The sequence below is a fragment of the Microbacterium sp. Soil_C_42 genome (assembly GCF_057656735.1).
The window spans coordinates 83,289-101,877 of record NZ_JBDGJU010000006.1; the positions used below are offsets into that span (position 1 = coordinate 83,289).

Consider the following 18,589-nt stretch of genomic DNA (forward strand, 5'->3'; position numbering starts at 1 on the left):
AGATGCCATGACCCCCGAGGATCACACGACTTTCGCGCCGCCGTACGCCCCGGGAGGGGCGCGATGGCTCCGTCCGGCCGGTGGCACAGGACTGACAGTCTCGGCGCTGGGACTCGGCGGAGCGCCGTTGTCGAGCATGCCCGAGGTGCTCGGCTACGAGGTGCCCAAGGATCGGGCCGTGGAACTGGTCGAGGGAGTCCTCCGCAGTCCCATCGCGGTGATCGACACGTCGAACAACTACAACGACGGCGAGAGCGAGCGGCGCATCGGTGCGGCGATCAGGAACACCGGCAGTACCGACACCCTCGTCGTGACGAAAGTCGATGCCCGCGGCCGTGACTACTCCGGCGATCGCGTTCGGCGCTCGATCGAAGAGAGCGCCGAACGGCTGGGCATGGACTTCTTCCCCTTGGTGCACCTGCACGATCCCGAGTTCTTCGACTTCGCGGAGATCGCGGGGTCGGGCGGTGCGGTCGAAACCCTCCTCGAGCTCAAGTCCGCCGGGGTGATCGGGTCGATCGGAGTCGCAGGGGGGCACGCGCCGACCATGCAGCGCTACGTGGACCTGGGTGTCTTCGATGCGCTCCTCGTCCACAACCGCCTCACCCTCGTCGACCGCAGCGCGGAGCGCGTCGTCACCGACGCGAAGTCCCGCGGGATGGCGGTGTTCAACGCCGCAGTGTTCGGAGGGGGCATCCTCGCCGCTCCTCGCTCCGGGCGCGACACCTATGCCTACCGCCCCGTCTCTTCGGTGCTCCTCCGCGCCATCTCGGCGATGGTCGACCTGTGCGATGAGTACGGCATCGAACTCGGCGCCGCAGCGATCCAAGCGTCGATGCGCGAGCCACTGGTCGATTGCACCCTGATCGGGATGAGTCGACCTGAGCGCATCACGTCGACGCTGGACGCCGCATCGAGCAGCATCCCTGAGGACTTCTGGACTCGCATCGACGCCCTCCGGCCCGCGCCCGAGCATTGGGTCGACGCCGACCGCTGATTCCACCGACCCGTCGATCGCATCGTGTCGACGGTCACACCCACCAATACGAAGGAGTACCACCATGCCCCACGCGCGCGTCGACCTGCACAGCACCTACCGCGACCGCCTACCCGAGCTGAGCGCCGCCCTCCTGGAAGGGATGGTGAAGGGCTTCGACATGCCCGCCACCGACCTCTTCCAGATCTTCCGCCTGCACGAGAAGGGCGAACTCGTCTTCGGCACCGCGTATCCGGAGCCGGAGCGGGAGGACATCATCTTCATCGAGATCCTCGCAGGCATCGGCTACGCCTCGACAGCGACGAAGCGCAAAGCCCTCACGGCGATCGCCGATGAGCTCGAGGCCGTCGGGATTCCGCGGAACAACCTTCTCCTCCACGTGATCGAGGTACCAGCGGGGGACTGGTATTCGCCCGGATTCGCGGGTGTCGAATGACCCTCGAACAGCCGCCCGCCCGAGATACACGAAAGAACACCCCCATGGCCCTGCCCGCTGCATCCGTCCAGCTCTACTCGCTGGCGACCGAATTCACCGCCGACCCGAACGGTTCGCTGGAGAAGCTGGCCGCCCTCGGACTCGAGAACATCGAGGCGTTCGACTTCGTCCGTCGCCCCGAAGAGATCCGCCGAGCCCTCGATGGCGCGGGGCTCGCATCGCCGACCGGGCACGCGCCGCTGCTCTCGGATGAGCTCTGGACTCCTGACGGTTCGATCCCGACTCCCGCACCCGAGGTCGTCTTCGAGGCGGCAGCGAAGATCGGGATCGGAACCGTCATCGACCCGTTCGTCACAGCGGACCGATGGCTGACGCTCGACGGCGTCACCGACATCGCCGAGCGGCTCAACCGTGCAGCGGAGGTCGCAGCGGGCTTCGGCCTCAGGGTCGGCTATCACAACCACGCGCAGGAGTTCATCGCATCATTTGACGGCCAGAGCGCGTACGAGCGATTCGTGGAACTCACCGACGAGCGCGTTGAGATCGAGCTCGACCTGTTCTGGGCGCTCGCGGGTGGCCAGGATGTGCCCGAGCTCGTGTCGAGGCTCGGCTCGCGCCTCGTCGCCGTGCACGTCAAGGACGGCGTCGTACCGGCGAGCAATCCGTTCGCTCCCGACGCTCCGGCGTTCTCGTCGGATTCCCTGGATCAGAGGCACGCGGGCGACGGCGACGTTCCGCTGGCAGCGGCGCTCGAGGCCGGCTCGGGGTCCATCGGCTTCGCGGTGATCGAGTACGACAATCCCCCCGGTGACGTCTTCGAGGATGTCGCGGCGAGCCTCGCGTACCTGAAGGACGGCGGGTTCGTCCAGTGAGCGCGGTGAGCGTCGGCATCATCGGCTGCGGTGTGATCAGCGACACCTACCTGGAGAACCTGAGGTCGTTCCCGGACGTGGAGGTCGTCAACGTCGGCGACGTGAACGTCGACCGTGCCCGCGCTCAGGCTGACAAGCACGATGTTCCGCGGTGGGGGAGTGCGGAGGACGTCCTGGCGGATCCAGAGGTGCAGGTCGTGGTCAATCTCACGATCCCCGCGGCGCACATCGACGTCTCGATGGCGGCCATCGAGGCCGGCAAGCACGTGTGGACCGAGAAGCCGATCGGTCTCGAACTCGATGGCGTCGACGGACTGCTCAGGGCCGCCGATGCAGCCGGAATCCGCGTGGGCTCCGCACCCGACACTGTTCTCGGTCCCGGGCTACAGACGGCGAAGCGCGCCATTTCAAGTGGGCTCATCGGAACACCGCTGTTCGCCGAGACCTCGTTCCAAACGCAGGGCCCGGATCTGTGGCATCCCGGCCCTCAGTTCCTCTTTACGCAGGGTGCCGGGCCACTGTTCGATATGGGCCCGTACTACGTCACAGCCCTTGTGAGCCTGCTCGGCCCGGTAGATCGTGTCGCGGCGGTGGGTATGAAAGCCCGCACGGAGCGCGAGGTCCACACCGGTCCGAACGCCGGTGCGCGATTCCCCGTCGAGGTGCCGACCACCCTCCAGGCACTTACCGTCTTCGAGTCGGGCCAGCAGGCGCACAGCACGCTGAGCTTCGACTCTGCGCTGGAGCGACACGGCGTCGTCGAGATCCACGGCACCGAGGGCTCCCTCGTGATCCCCGACCCGAACACCTTCACCGGCCGCACGGCTTATGTGAAACCGCTCGGCGTGCTGCGCGACGGTGTGTCGTACGAGCAGCCATGGATCGAAGTCGAGCAGGAAGGCGCCGTCACCGGTCGTGGGCTCGGACTGCTGGAGATGGTGAGGGCGATCGCGGAAGGGCGCCCGCACATCGCGACCGGTGAGGTCGGGCGTCACGTTCTAGAGGTCCTGCTCGCCGCGGACGAATCCGCACGCACCGGCACCTTCATCACGGTGAACAGCTCGGTGCCACCAGTGCCGCCCGTGCCCGTCGACTTCGACCCGTTCGCGCGGACCCTGTGACCGACAAGCAAAACCAAGGAGACGAGAAATGATCATCGGACGCAGCCCGGGAAGAAGCGACCTCCAGCCCGGACAGACATCGAGGGTCATGATCCACGACCTCACCGATGGGACGGATCGGGTGGTGCTCGAGGCATCCGTCGTGGTCGAAGCACCGAACTGGACGCCGGACGGACGCACCCTCGTTGTGAACAGCCAGGGCGGACTGTTCACCGTACCGGTCGAGGGTGGGGAGATGCGCCGGGTCGACACCGGAAGCATCGACCGTGTCAACAACGACCATGTCCTGTCCGGGGACGGTGAGACTATCTACTTCAGCGCCGCCGGTCACCTGTACAGCGTTCCGATCGGCGGTGGCGAGCCCACGAAGATCTCCAACGACTATCCCGCAGAACGGGGGTACACGTATTGGCTGCATGGCTTGTCGCCGGATTCGCAGACACTCGCCTACGTCGCCGTCGAACCGGAGGGAGATGACGCTCGGGGCCGCCGCAACCTCGCGACGATTCCCGCAGTCGGCGGCCCCGATCGCTACCTCAGTGAAGGTCTTGTGCCATTTGACGGACCCGAGTACTCGCCTGACGGGAAGTGGCTCTACTACAACTCCGAAGAGGAAGCCACGGTGGAGGGCCACTCGCAGATCTTTAGGATGCCTGCGGAAGGAGGGCAGCGCGAGCAGCTCACCTTCGACGATCGGGTCAACTGGTTCCCGCACCTCGACCCGACCGGCAAGTGGGCCCTCTACATCAGCTACGCCCCTGGCACCGTCAGCCACCCTGCCGACGTCGACGTACTGCTGAGGCTCATCCCCGCCGACGGCGGCGAACCGCGGGACGTGGTCAGCATGTTCGGGGGCCAGGGAACCTTGAACGTGAACAGCTGGTCCCCGGACAGCACCGCGTTCGCGTACGTCGACTATCCGGTTCGGTGAGAGCGCCCGCCTATGCCGGTCTCACTCGAGACGCAGCGAAAGCGTGTGCCCGCACGCCCGCGTCTGTCAGATGTAGCAGAACTCGCCGGCGTCGCGGCCTCGACCGCGTCCGCGGCCTTGAACGGCGCACCGCACGTCTCTGCGTCGACCCGCGCGAAGGTTATCCGCGCGGCCGAAGAGCTCCTCTATATGGGGCCGAATCCCTTGGCCCGGGCCTTACGGACGAGACAGACGATCACCATCGGCGTCCTTCCGGAACCGCGGTTAATCGCCGAGAGTCCGCATCGTGTGCTAGCCCTGCTCGAGCTCGTCGCAGAATGCGTATCCGACCGGAACGGATGCGTCGTGTGGATTGGCCCCAGTCGCGATGCCTCTGGGCGACTTCGTACTGGCCCTATTGCCGGCCTCCTCGTTCTCGGCGAACCCTCTACCGAGGTACGGCGAGAGATGGATCTCCGACAACTGCCCTTGGACTCGCTCGGACTCGGCTCCCGACGCCATCACGTCATCCGCTGCATCTCAGGGATGTGGGCGGAATCGGGCGGGACGTAGCGGAGGGAGTTTGGCTGCCAGGCATCCAGCGGCTCGCCTCTATCGACGACGGATAAGAGAGGCGAAAACGACGGGCGAACACTGGGCCACCGGGTGCCCCTGGCCGTGCTCGACGGATCGAATGACGGTGATCGACTGACTTGGATCTGTCCGCACTTTCGCACCCCGGCATGCTGCCCGTGTCGCGGTGTTCGGGAGAAGGATCATCGAAGAAGCAGGGGAGTGTGACCGACTCGGGACGGCACCGGCGAACGCGCGGGCCGTACGCGGGTGGATCGGATGACTCATTGAGGCGCTGGGCGACGCGCAGTGCCGCCGTGCGGGGAGTCGGCTCTGGAGCGGACCTTCGGCTCGGCTCCCTGCCCCCACCGCGCGAACGTTGCGGTCGGGGCAGGGCCACGGAGCTACGAAGCGTCTCGCGGCTAGTCACCCAGGTGTGAGGGTGCGTCCCTGTCGCGCTCGCCGCGCGCGCATCACCAAGCCGGCGGCCACCGCGATCCCAGCGATCAGCGGAACTCCGCCAAGGCTCACGCCGAGGCCGGTGGAGGCGAGCGCGCTGCCGCTATCGCTGTCGGAACCGACCGCGGCCGCCGCAGGTGTGGCGGACGGCTCGGGATCACCCCTGTGCGACACCAAGCGGACGAACACGACGCAGCTCGCCTGGTGGCCTACGCCGAACGGGTGGGTACTGGCGGCTACGAGGCAATCTGGCGTGTCTCGGCATATCAACGAGTGGTCGGGCGACACTGACGACCCGATCAATCGTTCGCAGTCGACCCGCGCACGATCGGGGACCTCAAACGGACAGTTCTGCGCCGCGGTGTCTTGAGGTCTCGTCCGACTCAGGAGAGCTGCTCGAGTCGTTCCGTGGCGGAAGGCTTCGACCATGCGTGGTCTTCGACACTGGGGATCGCGTGGGTGCGCATCAGGTCCTGGTACCAGCGACCGCTCTCTTTGATCGTGCGCTGAAGCGTGTCGAAGTCGATGCGGACGATGCCGAACCGCTTCGCATATCCGTAGCCCCATTCGAAGTTATCCATCAAGGACCACACGAAGTACCCACGCAGATCCGCGCCACGACTCATGGCCCGGTGAGCGGCGGCGAAATGACGCTGGAGGTAGTCCAGCCGCAGAGGATCGTGCACCGCCCCGTCGGGGCTCACGACGTCGTCGAACGCCGCACCGTTCTCGGTGACCATGAGGGCCTGCCCGGGGAACTGCTCGCTCAGCGATAGCAGGAGCTCCTCCAGTCCCTCCGGGGCGATGTTCCAGCCCATCTCGGTGTAGGGCCCGGGCTGCTCGACGAACTCCACGACCCGGTCGCTTCCCGGCCAGGCCGTGCCGCCCTCCGCGCCCTTGTGCCCGTCGTTCTGCTGCTTCGGTGAGATCCCGTCCCACAGGCGCACGGTTGCGGTGGAGTAGTAGTTGACGCCGAGTACGTCGATCGGCTGGTGGATATCGGCGAGATCACTGCCCCTCACGAACGACCAGTCGGTGACCTCGGCGGTGTCGGCCAGCAGGTCGGCCGGGTATTCGCCGCGCAGCAGAGGACCCGTGAACGCCCGGTTGGCGAGGGCGTCGATGCGGCGCATCGCCTCCGGAGCGCCATCGCCCTGCCCCCGTAGCACGTGGAAGTTGAGCGTGACCGAGTACTCGGGATCGCCGGTGGACGTCGCCCGCAGTGCCTGGACGCCCAGGCCGTGGGCGAGATTGAGGTGGTGGACCGCCGCGAGCGCGCCGGCCGGCTCATGACGCCCCGGTGCGTGCCCGCCCTGGCCGTACCCGAGGTAGGCCGAGCACCATGGCTCGTTGAGGGTCGTCCACGTGTGCACGCGGTCCCCGAGGGCCCGCCCGACGACCTCTGCATAATCGGCGAACGCCTCTGCGGTCGCGCGCGCTGGCCAGCCGCCGGCATCCTCCAGAGGCTGTGGTAGATCCCAGTGGTAGAGCGTCGCGATGGGACGGATGCCGCGGGCGAGCAGCCCGTCGATGAGGCGCGAGTAGAAGTCCAGCCCGGCCTGGTTCACCGCGCCGCGCCCCGTCGGCAAGATTCGCGGCCAGGCGATCGAGAAGCGGTAGGCGTCGAGTCCCAGCTCCTTCATCAGGTCGAGGTCGGACTCCCAGCGGTGGTAGTGGTCGCAGGCGATGTCCCCGGTGTCGCCGTTCCACACTTTGCCCGGAGTCTTGCTGAACGTGTCCCAGATCGACGGGCCGCGGCCGTCCTCGTCGAACCCGCCTTCGATCTGGTACGAAGCCGTGGCCGAGCCGAACACGAAGTCTGCGGGGAACAACCGCCCGGTGTCGCGGTAGTCGGGGCGGGTCGAGGTCATGCGATCTCCTTGCCGGGGGCGGTCTCGGTCACGTGGGACCGATCGATGCGGAAGGTCTTGCTGCGGTTGTCGGGTGTGGTGACCTTCACGGCGGCGACGCCTTCCCCGCCCGGGAAGACGCGGAACATGAGACCGTCGAGGTAGTCGTAGTCGGGACGGTCGTTGCGCGCGCCCCACGGAAGCACCGTTCCGGGGCGCACATAAACCGGCAGGCTGTCGAAGCCGTGGCGCTCGGTGCGCCATGCATCGCCCTCAACGACCTCGCCCGTGAGCAGGTGGGTCCATGACCCCGGCGGCAGATAGAAGGTGGCCTCACCCGATGCCGACATGACGGGCGCGACGAGGATATCGGGTCCGAGCATGTACTGCCGGTCGAGGTGGTCGACCGCAGGGTTGCCGGGGAACTCCAGCTGCATGGGGCGCATGACAGGAGCGCCCGTCGTCACTACGTCCAGCCCCACCTGGTACAGGTACGGCATGAGCCGCATCTTCAGCTGGGTGAACCGGCGCGTGACGTCGACGGCCTCCTCGTCGAACATCCACGGAACACGGTAGGACCTTGAGCCGTGGAAGCGGGAGTGGCTGCCCAGCAGCCCGAACGCCGTCCAGCGCTTGTAGACGTCGACGTCCGGGGTGCCCTCGAATCCCCCGATGTCGTGGCTCCAGAACGCGAAGCCGCTCAGCGCGAGAGAGAGCCCGCCGCGCAGCGTCTCCGCCATCGACGCGAAGCTGGACGTGCTGTCGCCGCCCCAATGCACCGGCATCGACTGGCCGCCAGTGGTCGCCGAGCGCGCGAAGACCACCGCGTCGCGGGCGCCGCGGGACTCGACGAGGACGTCGTGCACCGCCTTGTTGTACAGCTGGGTGTACAGGTTGTGCATGCGGTCGGGCTCGGACCCGTCGAAGTACACGACGTCGAGCGGGATCCGCTCGCCGAAGTCCGTCTTGAAAGCATCCACGCCCTGGTCGACGAGGCGCCGCAGCTTCGATTGGAACCACGCGGTTGCGTCGGGATTGGTGAAGTCCACCAGACCCATCCCTGCCTGCCACATGTCCCACTGCCACACCGAGCCGTCCGCCCGCCTGACCAGGAACCCCTGCGCGACGGCTTCCGCGAACAGTGGCGAGCGCTGCGCGATGTAGGGGTTGATCCACACGCACACCCGGAGATCCTTGTCGTGCAGGCGTGCGAGCATGCCTTCCGGGTCGGGAAAGACCTGCGGGTCCCACTCGAAGTCGCACCAGTTGAACTCGCGCATCCAGAAGCAGTCGAAGTGGAAGACCGAGACCGGCAGCTCGCGGGCGGCCATCTCGTCGATGAACGAGGTCACGGTCGCTTCGTCGTAGTCGGTCGTGAACGACGTCGACAGCCAGAGCCCGTACGACCACGCCGGCACGACGGGAGCCCGACCGGTCAGCGCGGTGTACCGCGCGATCACGTCCTTCGGCTCGGGTCCTGCGAAGACGAAGTACTCCAGCACCTCGCCCTCGACGGAGAACTGGACGCGCTCGACGGACTCCGAGCCGACCTCGAACGAGACGTGTCCGGGGTCGTTGACCAGCACGCCGTACCCGCGGTTGGTGAGGTAGAACGGCACGTTCTTGTACGCCTGCTCGCTGGAGGTGCCGCCGTCGGCGTTCCAGATGTCGACGGTCTGCCCGTTTTTCACGAGCGGTCCGAATCGTTCGCCCAGCCCGTAGACGAGCTCGCCCACGCCCAGCTCCAGCTGCTCATGGAGGTAGGAGCCGGATGCCGCCACTGGGCCGGCGGTGACGATCCCGTCATCCACGTCCGCATCCGCCGCGACTCGCACGTAGGCCTGCGCTTTGGCGCCGCTCCCCGTGACCCGCTGCCCGTCGACCTCGAATTGCAGATTCCATGGTGCGCCGGCCGCGATGCGCGCGGCAAGGGGTCCAGTAGTGAGGGTGCCCTCGGCATCGGTCATGTGGATCGTGGGCGTCGTGGGCACATGGGCCGGGAGCGGGAATCCCGGCTGCGAGGTACCGCCGTTATGGTGGACGATGCGTACCCGGATCACGCCGTCCGCCGGCGTTGAGAGGGTGACGCTCAGCACTGGCGTGTTCAGGGTGTCCCCTCGCCGAGTGACCTGCCGTGTCGGCGCGGTGACCGTGATGCCGTCGCCGTCGCGTGTGCGGGAGGTGCGCAGCATGTGGTACGCCTCCTGTGCGTAAACAGCCTCCACGCCCGGGCGAAGCTGCCAGAATCCGTCGGTGAACTTCATCCCTTCAGACCGCCGGCCAGCAGGTCGGCCCGCCAGAATCGCTGCAGGTACATGACGAGCAGGATCAGCGGGATCACCGAGACGGCGGATCCCATGATCACCAGCGGGTAGAGGTCGCTGTCGCCGGCGCCGCGCGACAGGAACGTGTAGAGGCCGAGCGTGAGCGGGTAGTAATCCTGGTCGGAGAGCATGATGAACGGCAGCAGGAAGTTGTTCCAGATTCCCACGAACTGCAGCAGGAACACCGTGACGAGACCCTGCATCATCATCGGGAGCACGATTGTCCCGAAGATGCGGATCTCGCCGGCTCCGTCGATGCGCGCGGCTTCGAGCGTCTCAGTGGGGATCGCCGCCTGCGCGAACACGCGGCATAGGAAGATGCCGAACGGGTTGATGATGCACGGCAGAAGTACGGACCAATAGGTTCCGGCGAGCCCGACGCTCGCAAGCAGTAGGTACTGAGGCACGGCCAGGATGATGCCCGGGACGAGCACGCCCGCGAGGATCGCACCGAACAGGATTCCGCTGCCCCGGAACCGGAACTTTGCCAGCGCGTAGCCCGCCATCGCCGAGACGATGGTCGAGAGCAGAGCGCCCACCCCCGCGTACAGGAGGCTGTTGAGCGCCCAACGCCAGTAGATGCCCCCGCCGTAGGTGGCGAGCGCGACGAAGTTGTCGACGAAACCCGTTCCTGGGAAGAAGGAGAAGGTCGTGAACAACTCGCTGGGGGTCTTGGATGCCGCCATCACCACCCACAGGACGGGAACGAGGCAGTAGACGGCTCCGACCAGCAGCACCGTCGTGGCCAGCGGCGAGAATCCGCGGCCACGGCGACGTCCCCGCGCATGGTGCGCGGGCAACTGCTTGGCACGCGACGGCTTCTCGTGCGTGCGTTCGCGGGTGGGCATCTGCGTGCTCATTCGGCCTCTCCGAACGTGCGGCGCTGGAAGAAGCGCAGGATGACGAGCGACAGCGCGAGCGTCAGAACGGCGAGCATTACGGACGCGGCCGACGCCACGCCGAGGTTGTCGTTGACGAACGCTTCCTGGTAGATCCACATCAGCGGAACCCAGGTCGTGGTGATCGTGTTGGCCAGCGGTCGCAGCGTCGCCGGCTCGCTGTAGAGCTGCAGAGTGCCGATGACGGAGAACAGCCCGGTCAGGACGATCGCGGGGATCACCAAGGGGATCTTGATGCGCAGCGCGATCGTCATCTCACTCGCGCCGTCGATCCTCGCTGCCTCGTAGATCTCGGTCGGGATCGCGCGCAGCGACGTGTAGATGATGATCATGTTGAACCCGACACCGGTCCACAGCGCGATGTTCGCGATGGAGAAGTACAGGATCGGATAGTCGAAGAATGGGATGCTGCTCCCCCCGAGTTCGCGGGAGATGTAGCTGATCGGGCTCGTGCTGGGCAGGTAGATGAAGCCCCAGAGCAGGCTCGCGATCACCCCGGGGACCGCATACGGCACGAAGATCGCAGTCCGGGAGAAGCGTCGCGACCGCGACCGCGGTGCATCGAGCAGGAGGGCAAACAGGAGCGCCAGCCCGAGAACGCTGGGAATTGCGATCACACCATATATGGCAACGTTTCCAAAGCCGTTCAGAAACTGCGGATCTGTAACGGCGGTGACGTAGTTCGCGAAGCCGGTGAATCCTTCGACCCGGCGGCCGAACGCACCGCCGCCCGTTACCGATGTTCCGCGGAAGCTGAGGTAGATCGCGTAGACGATCGGGATCACCAGAAACAACACGAACAGGACGACGGCCGGGGCCGCGAACATCCAAGGCACAACCGCGCGACCGCGGATGCTGCGCCGCCGGGCGGGCGCTGTGTGAGCAGACATTATTTCTCCTTCGACCGTGGGAGCGTGCCGGGCACGCCCCCACGGCGAATCACTCGACCGTGTAGCCGGACTTCTCGAGGTCGGCGACCACGACTTCTTGGGTCATGGTGTAGACATCCCGGAAGGATCCGCCGTTCAGCGCCGCCTCGCTCAGCGCGTCGCTGAACTTGCTCGTGGCGACGTTCACGTTCGGGCCCCATGTGATGGGAATGGTCGTGTCGTCGACGACGTCGTACGCGACCTGCCAGAAGTCGGCCTGGTCGGGCATCAGCGCCGGCGGCTCGTTCTCGAGGGTGGCTTCCCGGCCGGCGGTTCCCGCCGGGTAGAGGTCGAGGGTCAGCAGAAGCTCCGACCCTTCGTCGCTCGCGCCGAGCCAGGCGGCGAACTTCGCCGCCGCCTCGGCGTGCGCCGACTTCTCCGGCACGAGGTACGCCGATCCACCCAGGAAGGGGACGGCGGAATCGCCTTCCGTCCATTGCGGCAGCGGGATGGATGCCCACTTGTCGGCAGTGTCAGGCGCGACAGAGTAGATCACGCTGGGGGCCCAGGCTGCAGCCGCCCAACTCAGGATGCGCCCGTCGTTGACCTTGGCGTTCCACTCCGGTGTGAGGAGCGGCTCTACGCTCAGCAGGTCACGGTCGACGAGGTCTTGCCAGTAGTCGGCGGTCTCCAGCGACGCGTCGCCGTCGATGCCCACCGACCACGCGTCGCCGTCGGTCGACCACCATTCGGCGCCGGCCTGAGCGGCCTGCGCCGCGAAGAACTCGAACTGCGTGGCCGAGAAGCTCGCGAGGTAAGCCTCCGGGTTCTGCGCGTGGATCGTCTCTGCGGCTGCGGCGTAGTCTGCCCAGGTCTGTGGCGGCTCGACGCCGTACTGCTCGAAAAGGTCGGCGCGATAGGTGAGCATCATCGGGCCGAGATCCTGCGGCACGCCGTAGCGCTGACCGTCAAGAGTGGTGAGCGCCCACACGTTGTCCGCGACGTTCGTGTCCTCCGCAGCGAGCAGATCGGTGACGTCCTTGATGACTCCCGCGGTGACCAGCGAGGGGATCGCCCGATACTCGACCTGCACGATGTCTGGAACGTCGTTCGCCCGGTCGGCCGCGAGCAGCTTGGACGAGGTCTCCGGCGTGCCTCCCACCTCGGAGAGCTCGATGGTGACGCCGGGGTTCTCGGCCTCGTACTGGTCGATGATCGCCTGGGCGGCCGGGTCGGCTTCCTTCAGCGACCAGGTCCAGAACTGGAGAGTGACATCTCCGCCCTCGTCGCCCGAAGCGCCCGAGGCGCAGCCGGCAAGTGCCAGCGCGGTCAGTGCAACAGTGCCGACGGCGGCAGCCCGCACAAAGCGTGCTCCGCGTCGCCGTTCGCTGTGTGTGTTCATTGGACATCCCCTTCGATGCGACAGGTGGAGCATCCCATCTGCCTGCGAGCTTTTCGGTAGCAGGGTCTATAGTGATGGAAACGTTGCCATTCGTCAACTCTTGATCTCGCCCGGCTGAGGAGCACCGATGCTTGACACCAACCCGATCCTTGCCGGGTGCTATCCCGACCCGTCGATCTGCCGCGTCGGCGACGAGTACTTCGTCGCAACGTCCACCTTCGCCTTGCACCCCGGCATCCCGATCCACCGCAGCACCGACCTCATCCACTGGGAGCTGGTGGGGCACGTCCTCGTGAACGATTCCTGGATCGACATCGACGACCTCGACCACGCCGATGCCGTCTGGGCACCCACGCTCCGCGAGCACGACGGCACCTTCTACGTCGTGTTCGCGATGGCGCGCGGTCGTACCGGCGCCGAGACCTACGTGTGCACCTCGCAGGACCCCCGCGGGCCGTGGACCTCGCGGGTCCTCGAGCAGGCGAACGGGATAGATCCATCCCTGTTCTTCGACGACGACGGGCGGTGCTGGTTCACCGCCGCCCGCGACACCCAGAACGTGGCGGCGACGGGTCCCGCCGAAATCTACCTCCGAGAGTTCGACACCGCCACACTCACACTCGTCGGCCCGACGACGATCCTCTGGCATGGCGCGATCTCCGGACAATGGTGCGAGGCGCCACATATCTACAAGCACGACGGGGTGTACACGCTGATCGGCGCGGAGGGCGGCACCGAACGCAATCACGCAGTCACCGCGGCCCGGGCGACCGACGTCCGCGGCCCGTACCGTACCGACCCGCGAAGCCCGTTGCTCACGCACCGCCACCTCGGCGCCGACGTGGCGGTCCAGAACGTCGGTCACGCCGACATCGTCGACACTCCCGACGGCGCCTCGTGGAGCGTGGTTCTGGGGGTGCGCCCGGTCGATGGCCATCACGTGCTCGGGCGCGAGACGTTCCTCACGCCTGTGGAATGGTCGGCCGCAGGTCCCGTCTTCGCGCCGGGCCTCGGCACGGTCGGGCTCGCACCGGCCGCCAGCACCCGCGCCGACACCGATCAATCGCACATCGACACAGAGTGGGTCAGTATCCGCGGCCCGATCGGGGCGATCCTGCGAGATGACGCCGTGACGCTCGACGCCGGGAAGGGACCGGAGGCAGCGACCGGGCGCCCGGCATTCCTGGCGCAACGCCAGGTCGCGCACGCTTTCGAGTTCACTGCGAGCCTCGACACCGCCTCACTCTCGACCACTCGTCCGGGAGTGGTCGCGTTCCAGAACTGTCGGCATTTCGCTCAGCTGGCAGTGGAGCGTGACGACACCGGGTTCGTCGCGGTCGCATCGGCCACTGCCGACGGGGTGGTGCGGGAACTGGGGCGTCGCCGGGTGTCAGGCGAGGTGCGGCTGACGATCCGCGGAGAGCGCACGTCGTACGCGCTCGGGATCGATGGCCCCATCGGGTTCGAGCCGATCGCGGAACTTCCACACGTCGCACTCAGCACGGAGACCGCCGGCGGCTTCACGGGCGTACTGATCGGTGTCAGTCACGCCGGATCGCCGGGCGCAGCACCGGTGACCTTCCGCCGCGTCCAGCACCGCCGTGCCAGTGCGCAGGAACCCGCAGCGACGCTACGAGTTTGACTGGCACCCTCTCCCTCAGCGCGACGGTGCCGCCACGCTGGCCCGCTCGACAAGCGAGGTGGGAATGAGGTGGTGTCTCGCCGGGTCGCCCGCGACCTCGGCCAGCAGCACCTCGATCGCGGTGCGCCCCAGCGCCACGAAATCCTGCCGCACCGTCGTCAGCGCCGGGGTCAGGAAGTCGGCGCCCGCCATGTCGTCGAACCCCACAACAGACACGTCATGCGGCACCGAGAGCCCCAGATCGGATGCCGCCGAGTACACGCCGATCGCCATCTGATCGTTGCCTGCGAAGATTGCCGTCGGGCGGTCCGCGCGTTCGAGCAGTTCGCGCCCGCGCGAGAATCCGGACGCCGCGGTGAAATCACCCTCGACGTGGTCGTTCGCCTCGAGCCCTGCATCGATCATCGCTGTCTGCCACCCGGCGAGCCGAGCCCGTGCGTCGTACACGCCCAACCGACCCGTGATGTGCGCGATTCTGCGATGCCCGAAGCGGAGGAGATGCTCGGTAGCCTTACGCGCACCGAGCTCCTGATCAAGCTCGACGGAGCCGATCGCCGGATTGCGGACGTCGCCCGACATCACCACCGAGACCGGGATACGGCTGGCCATCTGCTCCAGCGCCGTCGCCGCGACCGGGCGATCTGCGATGACCGTTACGCCTGCCACCCCCTGGTCGGCAAGTCTGTCCACCGCCGAGGTCAGGTGCTCGATCGACCCACCCTGCCAGCTCGCGAGGTTCACCCAGTACCCGGCATCCTGGGCAGCTTCCTCGACGCCGCGCAGCACCCGGGGCAGCTCGAACAGCTCCGAGCCGGCAATCACCACGCCGATTGTCGTCGAGCGACCGCTCTTCAGCGCCCGCGCGACGTCGTTGCGGCGATACCCGAGAGCATCGATGGCGGCGAGGACCTTCTCGCGTGTCTGAGGCCGAACAGTCGCGGGTTCATTGAGCACTCTGCTGACCGTGACATGGGCGACCCCTGCCGCCCGAGCTACATCGATCATGCTCGGCCGCTTGGCACCGGTGGGGCTGCTCACACTCTGCTCTCCTGAATCGACGATGCGAGAACACTAACGCCTTCACGTCAGGCGACTCACCGGCCGGCCACCTCGCGCCGCCCTTGCAACACTCGTTCAGCAGCGTGCGGGCAGGCATCGGTGGTCGCGTAGCTGAGGCCTGCGTTCGAACCGACGCGAGTTTAGTCGTCACGGACTCCGCTCCGGTACATTCACACCGCCCGGATGGGATGTAGGCGGCGCCGGCTGCGATGGGGTCGTTCCGCTGTCAGTGTCCGTCTTGGCCGGGGCTGGCGTGGGGGGTGGTGCGGAATCCTCGAGGAGGGCACTGCGGATGATCCTGCGCGGATCATATTGCCGTGGGTCGAGCTTCTGCCAGTCCACGTGATCGAAGTCATCGCCCATCTCCTCGCGGACCCGACTGGAGGCTGTCTTGACGAAGCCGCGGACCGACTTGACGAGTTCGGCCAGCCTTCGCGCGTAGGAGGGCAGTCGATCGGGGCCGATGATCACTCCGGCCACGACGGCTAGAAGTGCCACCTTCTCGATGGTGAGTCCGAAGTACATTGCTCTCCCTCGATGTCAAGGATTCGACTCGAATGCGGCGTGGAGCTTGGTTCGCCGACGATCGAACAGGAATGACACGCCCACCGCAGCGAAGTACAAGACCACGAGGATGGCCGCGAGCAGGAACATCGAGATCACGTCCGCTGCAGGCGTAGCGACGCCGGCGAAGGCGGCGGCGATCACGACCGCGATCCGCCAGCCCTTCAAGATGCTTCGAGAATCGACGACGCCAACGAGGTCGAGCAGTACAAGGAGTACCGGCAGGACGAACGCGATGCCTACGACGAAGACGAGTTTCAGCACGAAGTCGTAATAGAGGGAAGCCTGGAAGAACATCGCGCCGCCGGAGGGCACGAAGGTTGACATCATCTCGATCGCGTGCGGCGTGATCACGAGTCCGACGGCGCATCCGATGAAGAACAGGGGAATCGCACTCGCGAGGAATCCGATTGCGTACCGACGTTCTCGCGGGTGGAGGGCGGGTACGAGGAAGAGCCAGACCTGCGCTATCCAGATCGGAGCGGCAGCCACTAGTCCGATCACGAACGACATTCGGAGGCGGAGGTCGAACGCGGACGTGACGGAATCGAAGTTCAGCGCGGCGACGTCGACGTTGGCGCTGGCATCAATTCTGCGGATCGGCTCCGTCAGCAATGTGATGACCGGTTCGGTGAAGATGAATGCCGCGATCATGCCGATCATGATCGCGGCGGCGCAGATGGTGAGGCGCTTGCGGAGCTCGGTGAGGTGCCCGAGAAGTGGCAGTTGTCCGCGACGGGATGGGCGCGTCGGATGCTTGTCCCTGTCGGCAACCGACGACGCCGCCGATCTTCCGACTGCCACGGCTCATGCCTCTGTCGGTCGTGGTGCGTCGGTCGTCTTCGCGTTCGAGGTTGTGCCCTGCGCGGGAGCGGCGACGGCTGCTGACGGACGAGCGTCGGCCGACACGGCGTTGGTGCCACCGCCGTCCGCAGGCTTGATCTCATTCTTGAAGATGCGTGCGGATTGGCCGAAGCTCCTCGCCAGGGCCGGCAGCTTTGCCGCGCCGAAGAGCAGCAAGATCACGGCCAGAAGGATTAGTGCGTGCCAACCAGTGAGATTTCCCATTTCGAGTCTCCTTCGAATCGCTTATGTGTTCTGAGCTGTCTCAGGTCAACTGCCGATAGCCCAACTCGCGCGCCGCCACCCATACGCGTTGACGCGTCAGAGCGCTCGGGCCGGGAAGGCCGCGCAGGACCATGGAAACGAGCTGTCGGGTGACACCTACGCGATCGGCAATGTCCTGCATCGTGGACGCAGCATCTGCGGTTCCCGACCGACGGGACGAGCGGCCCCCCGGTCCGGTCGGGTGACCGCCGCTCTGTCGCATACCGTCCCGAGAGACGAACGCGCCGCCGACCGCCGAGCCTGGACGTGTGCCGGTGCTCGGTACGGGGGAGAGGGTACGAACGTAGTCGTCGAATGCGTTTGCTTCTGCGACCATCGCGCTCGCGCGATCCGCAAGCGTGATGGCGGTCGGCAATGGCCGGATTCGCCGTCCATCCCGCTCGAACAAAGGCACTCCAAGCCGGCGCTGCAACTCCGACATCTGACGCGACACTGCGGCGGCGCTGTATCCGCGCGTGCGTGCAGCTTGCGTGATGGAGCTTGATGCAACGACCTCAATCAGAGTCTGCGCAACATCGAGTGTGATCATTTCTCTCCCGGTCCTCTATGAGCCGGTTGCCCGTGGGCTGGGTGTGCAAGGAACCACGCGTACGTACAGCTGGACCCACCTCACAAATGCTGAATGGGTGCTAGATATCTCAATCACACCAGCGCGGGGTTGTCAAGTAGTTTCAATCTGGCGGCGTCACGCCGAATAGTGAACCGCTGGAGCGATGCAGCCTCCGGCTGACGGGGCTGATGATTGACGAAAACTAAATGGTCGGTAGACATCTCGTTCAGACTCTCCTACTGTTGTCAACATGTCGACCGACCTGACCAAGCGAAAGCGCTACGCGGGCACTGAAGAGCGTCGCGAAGCCGTGATCCAATCTGCGTGGGAGGTGTTCGCCACTCGCGGGTTTCGTGGTGGGTCGCTGAGGGAGATCGCGGAAACCGTGGGTCTCACGCAGGCGGGCATACTGCATCACTTCGGCAGCAAGGAGAATCTCCTCTTCGAAGTGCTCGCCTACCGTGAGCGATTGAACGTCATTGCCCCATCGGTCCAGGGCATTGGTCTGTTCGACCACCTCCGCGCCATCGTCGTGCGGAACAGCGAGACCCCGGGCGCCGTCGCGCTGTTCGTGACGATGAGTGCGGAAGCAACCGACCCCGCACACCCGGCTCACGACTTCTTCGTCGAGAGGTACAAGCAGACAATCGATCTCTTCGCCTCGAACCTCCTCATTGCAAGACTCGATGGCGAGCTGGATGTGAGTATCGACCCGCAGAGTACCGCGGAGGAGTTGGTCGCATTTCTCGACGGTTTACAGCTGCAGTGGTTGCTGAACCCGGCTCTCGACATGCTCGCTGCGTACGACAGGTATATCGCGAAGATTTCTGCCATCGGGCGCTAAGGCCCGGAACGACCTCACAAGACCTCAGGACAAACCACTGAGGGTCGGTTCGTCGCGCTCATGTGCGCGACGTCTTCCGCGACCCATCAA

At 66.1% G+C, this 18,589-nt stretch carries 18 protein-coding genes; 8 read left to right on the top strand and 10 right to left on the bottom strand.

Annotated elements, in window-relative coordinates:
* The first annotated feature begins 7 nt into the window (after window positions 1-7).
* From AC3A46_RS05990 to AC3A46_RS06015, 6 genes are all read left to right on the top strand, one after another.
* The gene (locus AC3A46_RS05990) at window positions 8-997 is read left to right on the top strand and encodes an aldo/keto reductase (protein WP_487664288.1); all 990 of its coding nucleotides are present in this window, start codon (window positions 8-10) and stop codon (window positions 995-997) included.
* A 64-nt stretch (window positions 998-1,061) separates the two neighbouring features.
* Window positions 1,062-1,433: a tautomerase family protein gene (locus AC3A46_RS05995; RefSeq protein WP_487664289.1), complete on the top strand. Its 372-nt coding sequence runs from the start codon at window positions 1,062-1,064 to the stop codon at window positions 1,431-1,433.
* Window positions 1,434-1,477: 44 nt separating this feature from the next.
* A complete protein-coding gene (locus tag AC3A46_RS06000; RefSeq protein ID WP_487664290.1) occupies window positions 1,478-2,305 on the top strand; it encodes a sugar phosphate isomerase/epimerase family protein in 828 nt (275 codons plus the stop codon).
* Window positions 2,302-3,426 (top strand): Gfo/Idh/MocA family protein, encoded by a 1,125-nt coding sequence (locus AC3A46_RS06005; protein ID WP_487664291.1) that lies wholly within the window; start codon window positions 2,302-2,304, stop codon window positions 3,424-3,426. The genes AC3A46_RS06000 and AC3A46_RS06005 overlap by 4 nt, the downstream gene beginning before the upstream one ends.
* Window positions 3,427-3,454: 28 nt before the next feature.
* A complete protein-coding gene (locus tag AC3A46_RS06010; RefSeq protein ID WP_487664292.1) occupies window positions 3,455-4,357 on the top strand; it encodes a TolB family protein in 903 nt (300 codons plus the stop codon).
* A gap of 12 nt (window positions 4,358-4,369) precedes the next feature.
* Entirely contained in the window at window positions 4,370-4,909 is a 540-nt protein-coding gene (locus tag AC3A46_RS06015; protein WP_487664293.1) for a LacI family DNA-binding transcriptional regulator, read from the top strand.
* An 842-nt stretch (window positions 4,910-5,751) separates the two neighbouring features.
* On the opposite strand, the gene AC3A46_RS06020 is transcribed toward AC3A46_RS06015, so the two are convergent.
* The 5 genes from AC3A46_RS06020 to AC3A46_RS06040 are packed head-to-tail and all read right to left on the bottom strand — an operon-like array spanning window position 5,752 to window position 12,712.
* On the bottom strand, window positions 5,752-7,239 hold the full coding sequence (locus AC3A46_RS06020; RefSeq protein ID WP_487664294.1) for a GH1 family beta-glucosidase: 1,488 nt from the start codon (window positions 7,237-7,239) through the stop codon (window positions 5,752-5,754).
* A complete protein-coding gene (yicI, locus tag AC3A46_RS06025; RefSeq protein WP_487664295.1) occupies window positions 7,236-9,482 on the bottom strand; it encodes an alpha-xylosidase in 2,247 nt (748 codons plus the stop codon). Before yicI ends, AC3A46_RS06020 begins: the two co-directional genes overlap by 4 nt.
* Entirely contained in the window at window positions 9,479-10,402 is a 924-nt protein-coding gene (locus tag AC3A46_RS06030) for a carbohydrate ABC transporter permease (protein WP_487664296.1), read from the bottom strand. Before AC3A46_RS06030 ends, yicI begins: the two co-directional genes overlap by 4 nt.
* Window positions 10,399-11,331: a carbohydrate ABC transporter permease gene (locus AC3A46_RS06035; protein WP_487664297.1), complete on the bottom strand. Its 933-nt coding sequence runs from the start codon at window positions 11,329-11,331 to the stop codon at window positions 10,399-10,401. The genes AC3A46_RS06030 and AC3A46_RS06035 overlap by 4 nt, the downstream gene beginning before the upstream one ends.
* A gap of 49 nt (window positions 11,332-11,380) precedes the next feature.
* Window positions 11,381-12,712, bottom strand: a complete 1,332-nt coding sequence (locus AC3A46_RS06040) for an ABC transporter substrate-binding protein (protein WP_487664298.1) — start codon at window positions 12,710-12,712, stop codon at window positions 11,381-11,383.
* A gap of 127 nt (window positions 12,713-12,839) precedes the next feature.
* Here AC3A46_RS06040 and AC3A46_RS06045 point away from each other — a divergent pair, with 127 nt between their 5' ends.
* Window positions 12,840-14,354 (top strand): glycoside hydrolase family 43 protein, encoded by a 1,515-nt coding sequence (locus AC3A46_RS06045; protein WP_487664299.1) that lies wholly within the window; start codon window positions 12,840-12,842, stop codon window positions 14,352-14,354.
* Window positions 14,355-14,369: 15 nt separating this feature from the next.
* On the opposite strand, the gene AC3A46_RS06050 is transcribed toward AC3A46_RS06045, so the two are convergent.
* From AC3A46_RS06050 to AC3A46_RS06070, 5 genes are all read right to left on the bottom strand, one after another.
* Window positions 14,370-15,392, bottom strand: a complete 1,023-nt coding sequence (locus AC3A46_RS06050; RefSeq protein WP_487664300.1) for a LacI family DNA-binding transcriptional regulator — start codon at window positions 15,390-15,392, stop codon at window positions 14,370-14,372.
* A 168-nt stretch (window positions 15,393-15,560) separates the two neighbouring features.
* Complete coding sequence (locus AC3A46_RS06055; protein WP_487664301.1) at window positions 15,561-15,938, bottom strand: twin-arginine translocase TatA/TatE family subunit; 378 nt, start codon at window positions 15,936-15,938, stop codon at window positions 15,561-15,563.
* 15 nt (window positions 15,939-15,953) lie between these two features.
* Window positions 15,954-16,781 (bottom strand): twin-arginine translocase subunit TatC, encoded by an 828-nt coding sequence (tatC, locus tag AC3A46_RS06060; protein WP_487664302.1) that lies wholly within the window; start codon window positions 16,779-16,781, stop codon window positions 15,954-15,956.
* Between the two features lie 3 nt (window positions 16,782-16,784).
* Window positions 16,785-17,045: a twin-arginine translocase TatA/TatE family subunit gene (locus tag AC3A46_RS06065; protein WP_487664303.1), complete on the bottom strand. Its 261-nt coding sequence runs from the start codon at window positions 17,043-17,045 to the stop codon at window positions 16,785-16,787.
* Between the two features lie 40 nt (window positions 17,046-17,085).
* Window positions 17,086-17,634 carry a LysR family transcriptional regulator gene (locus AC3A46_RS06070; protein WP_487664304.1) on the bottom strand — a complete coding sequence of 183 codons (549 nt, stop codon included), beginning with the start codon at window positions 17,632-17,634 and terminating at the stop codon, window positions 17,086-17,088.
* Between the two features lie 271 nt (window positions 17,635-17,905).
* Between AC3A46_RS06070 and AC3A46_RS06075 the strand changes: the two genes are divergently transcribed.
* Window positions 17,906-18,499: a TetR/AcrR family transcriptional regulator gene (locus AC3A46_RS06075; protein WP_487664305.1), complete on the top strand. Its 594-nt coding sequence runs from the start codon at window positions 17,906-17,908 to the stop codon at window positions 18,497-18,499.
* The last annotated feature ends 90 nt before the right edge of the window (window positions 18,500-18,589 follow it).

Bases quoted from the DNA above. Each gene is read 5' to 3' on its own strand.
- AC3A46_RS06055 (WP_487664301.1), bottom strand. From the start codon at position 15,938: ATGTACTTCGGACTCACCATCGAGAAGGTGGCACTTCTAGCCGTCGTG.
- AC3A46_RS06045 (WP_487664299.1), top strand. From the start codon at position 12,840: ATGCTTGACACCAACCCGATCCTTGCCGGGTGCTATCCCGACCCGTCG.
- AC3A46_RS06020 (WP_487664294.1), bottom strand. From the start codon at position 7,239: ATGACCTCGACCCGCCCCGACTACCGCGACACCGGGCGGTTGTTCCCC.
- AC3A46_RS06010 (WP_487664292.1), top strand. From the start codon at position 3,455: ATGATCATCGGACGCAGCCCGGGAAGAAGCGACCTCCAGCCCGGACAG.
- AC3A46_RS06030 (WP_487664296.1), bottom strand. From the start codon at position 10,402: ATGAGCACGCAGATGCCCACCCGCGAACGCACGCACGAGAAGCCGTCG.
- AC3A46_RS06040 (WP_487664298.1), bottom strand. From the start codon at position 12,712: ATGAACACACACAGCGAACGGCGACGCGGAGCACGCTTTGTGCGGGCT.
- AC3A46_RS05990 (WP_487664288.1), top strand. From the start codon at position 8: ATGACCCCCGAGGATCACACGACTTTCGCGCCGCCGTACGCCCCGGGA.
- AC3A46_RS05995 (WP_487664289.1), top strand. From the start codon at position 1,062: ATGCCCCACGCGCGCGTCGACCTGCACAGCACCTACCGCGACCGCCTA.
- yicI (WP_487664295.1), bottom strand. From the start codon at position 9,482: ATGAAGTTCACCGACGGATTCTGGCAGCTTCGCCCGGGCGTGGAGGCT.
- AC3A46_RS06015 (WP_487664293.1), top strand. From the start codon at position 4,370: ATGCCGGTCTCACTCGAGACGCAGCGAAAGCGTGTGCCCGCACGCCCG.
- AC3A46_RS06075 (WP_487664305.1), top strand. From the start codon at position 17,906: ATGTCGACCGACCTGACCAAGCGAAAGCGCTACGCGGGCACTGAAGAG.
- AC3A46_RS06035 (WP_487664297.1), bottom strand. From the start codon at position 11,331: ATGTCTGCTCACACAGCGCCCGCCCGGCGGCGCAGCATCCGCGGTCGC.
- AC3A46_RS06070 (WP_487664304.1), bottom strand. From the start codon at position 17,634: ATGATCACACTCGATGTTGCGCAGACTCTGATTGAGGTCGTTGCATCA.
- AC3A46_RS06000 (WP_487664290.1), top strand. From the start codon at position 1,478: ATGGCCCTGCCCGCTGCATCCGTCCAGCTCTACTCGCTGGCGACCGAA.
- AC3A46_RS06065 (WP_487664303.1), bottom strand. From the start codon at position 17,045: ATGGGAAATCTCACTGGTTGGCACGCACTAATCCTTCTGGCCGTGATC.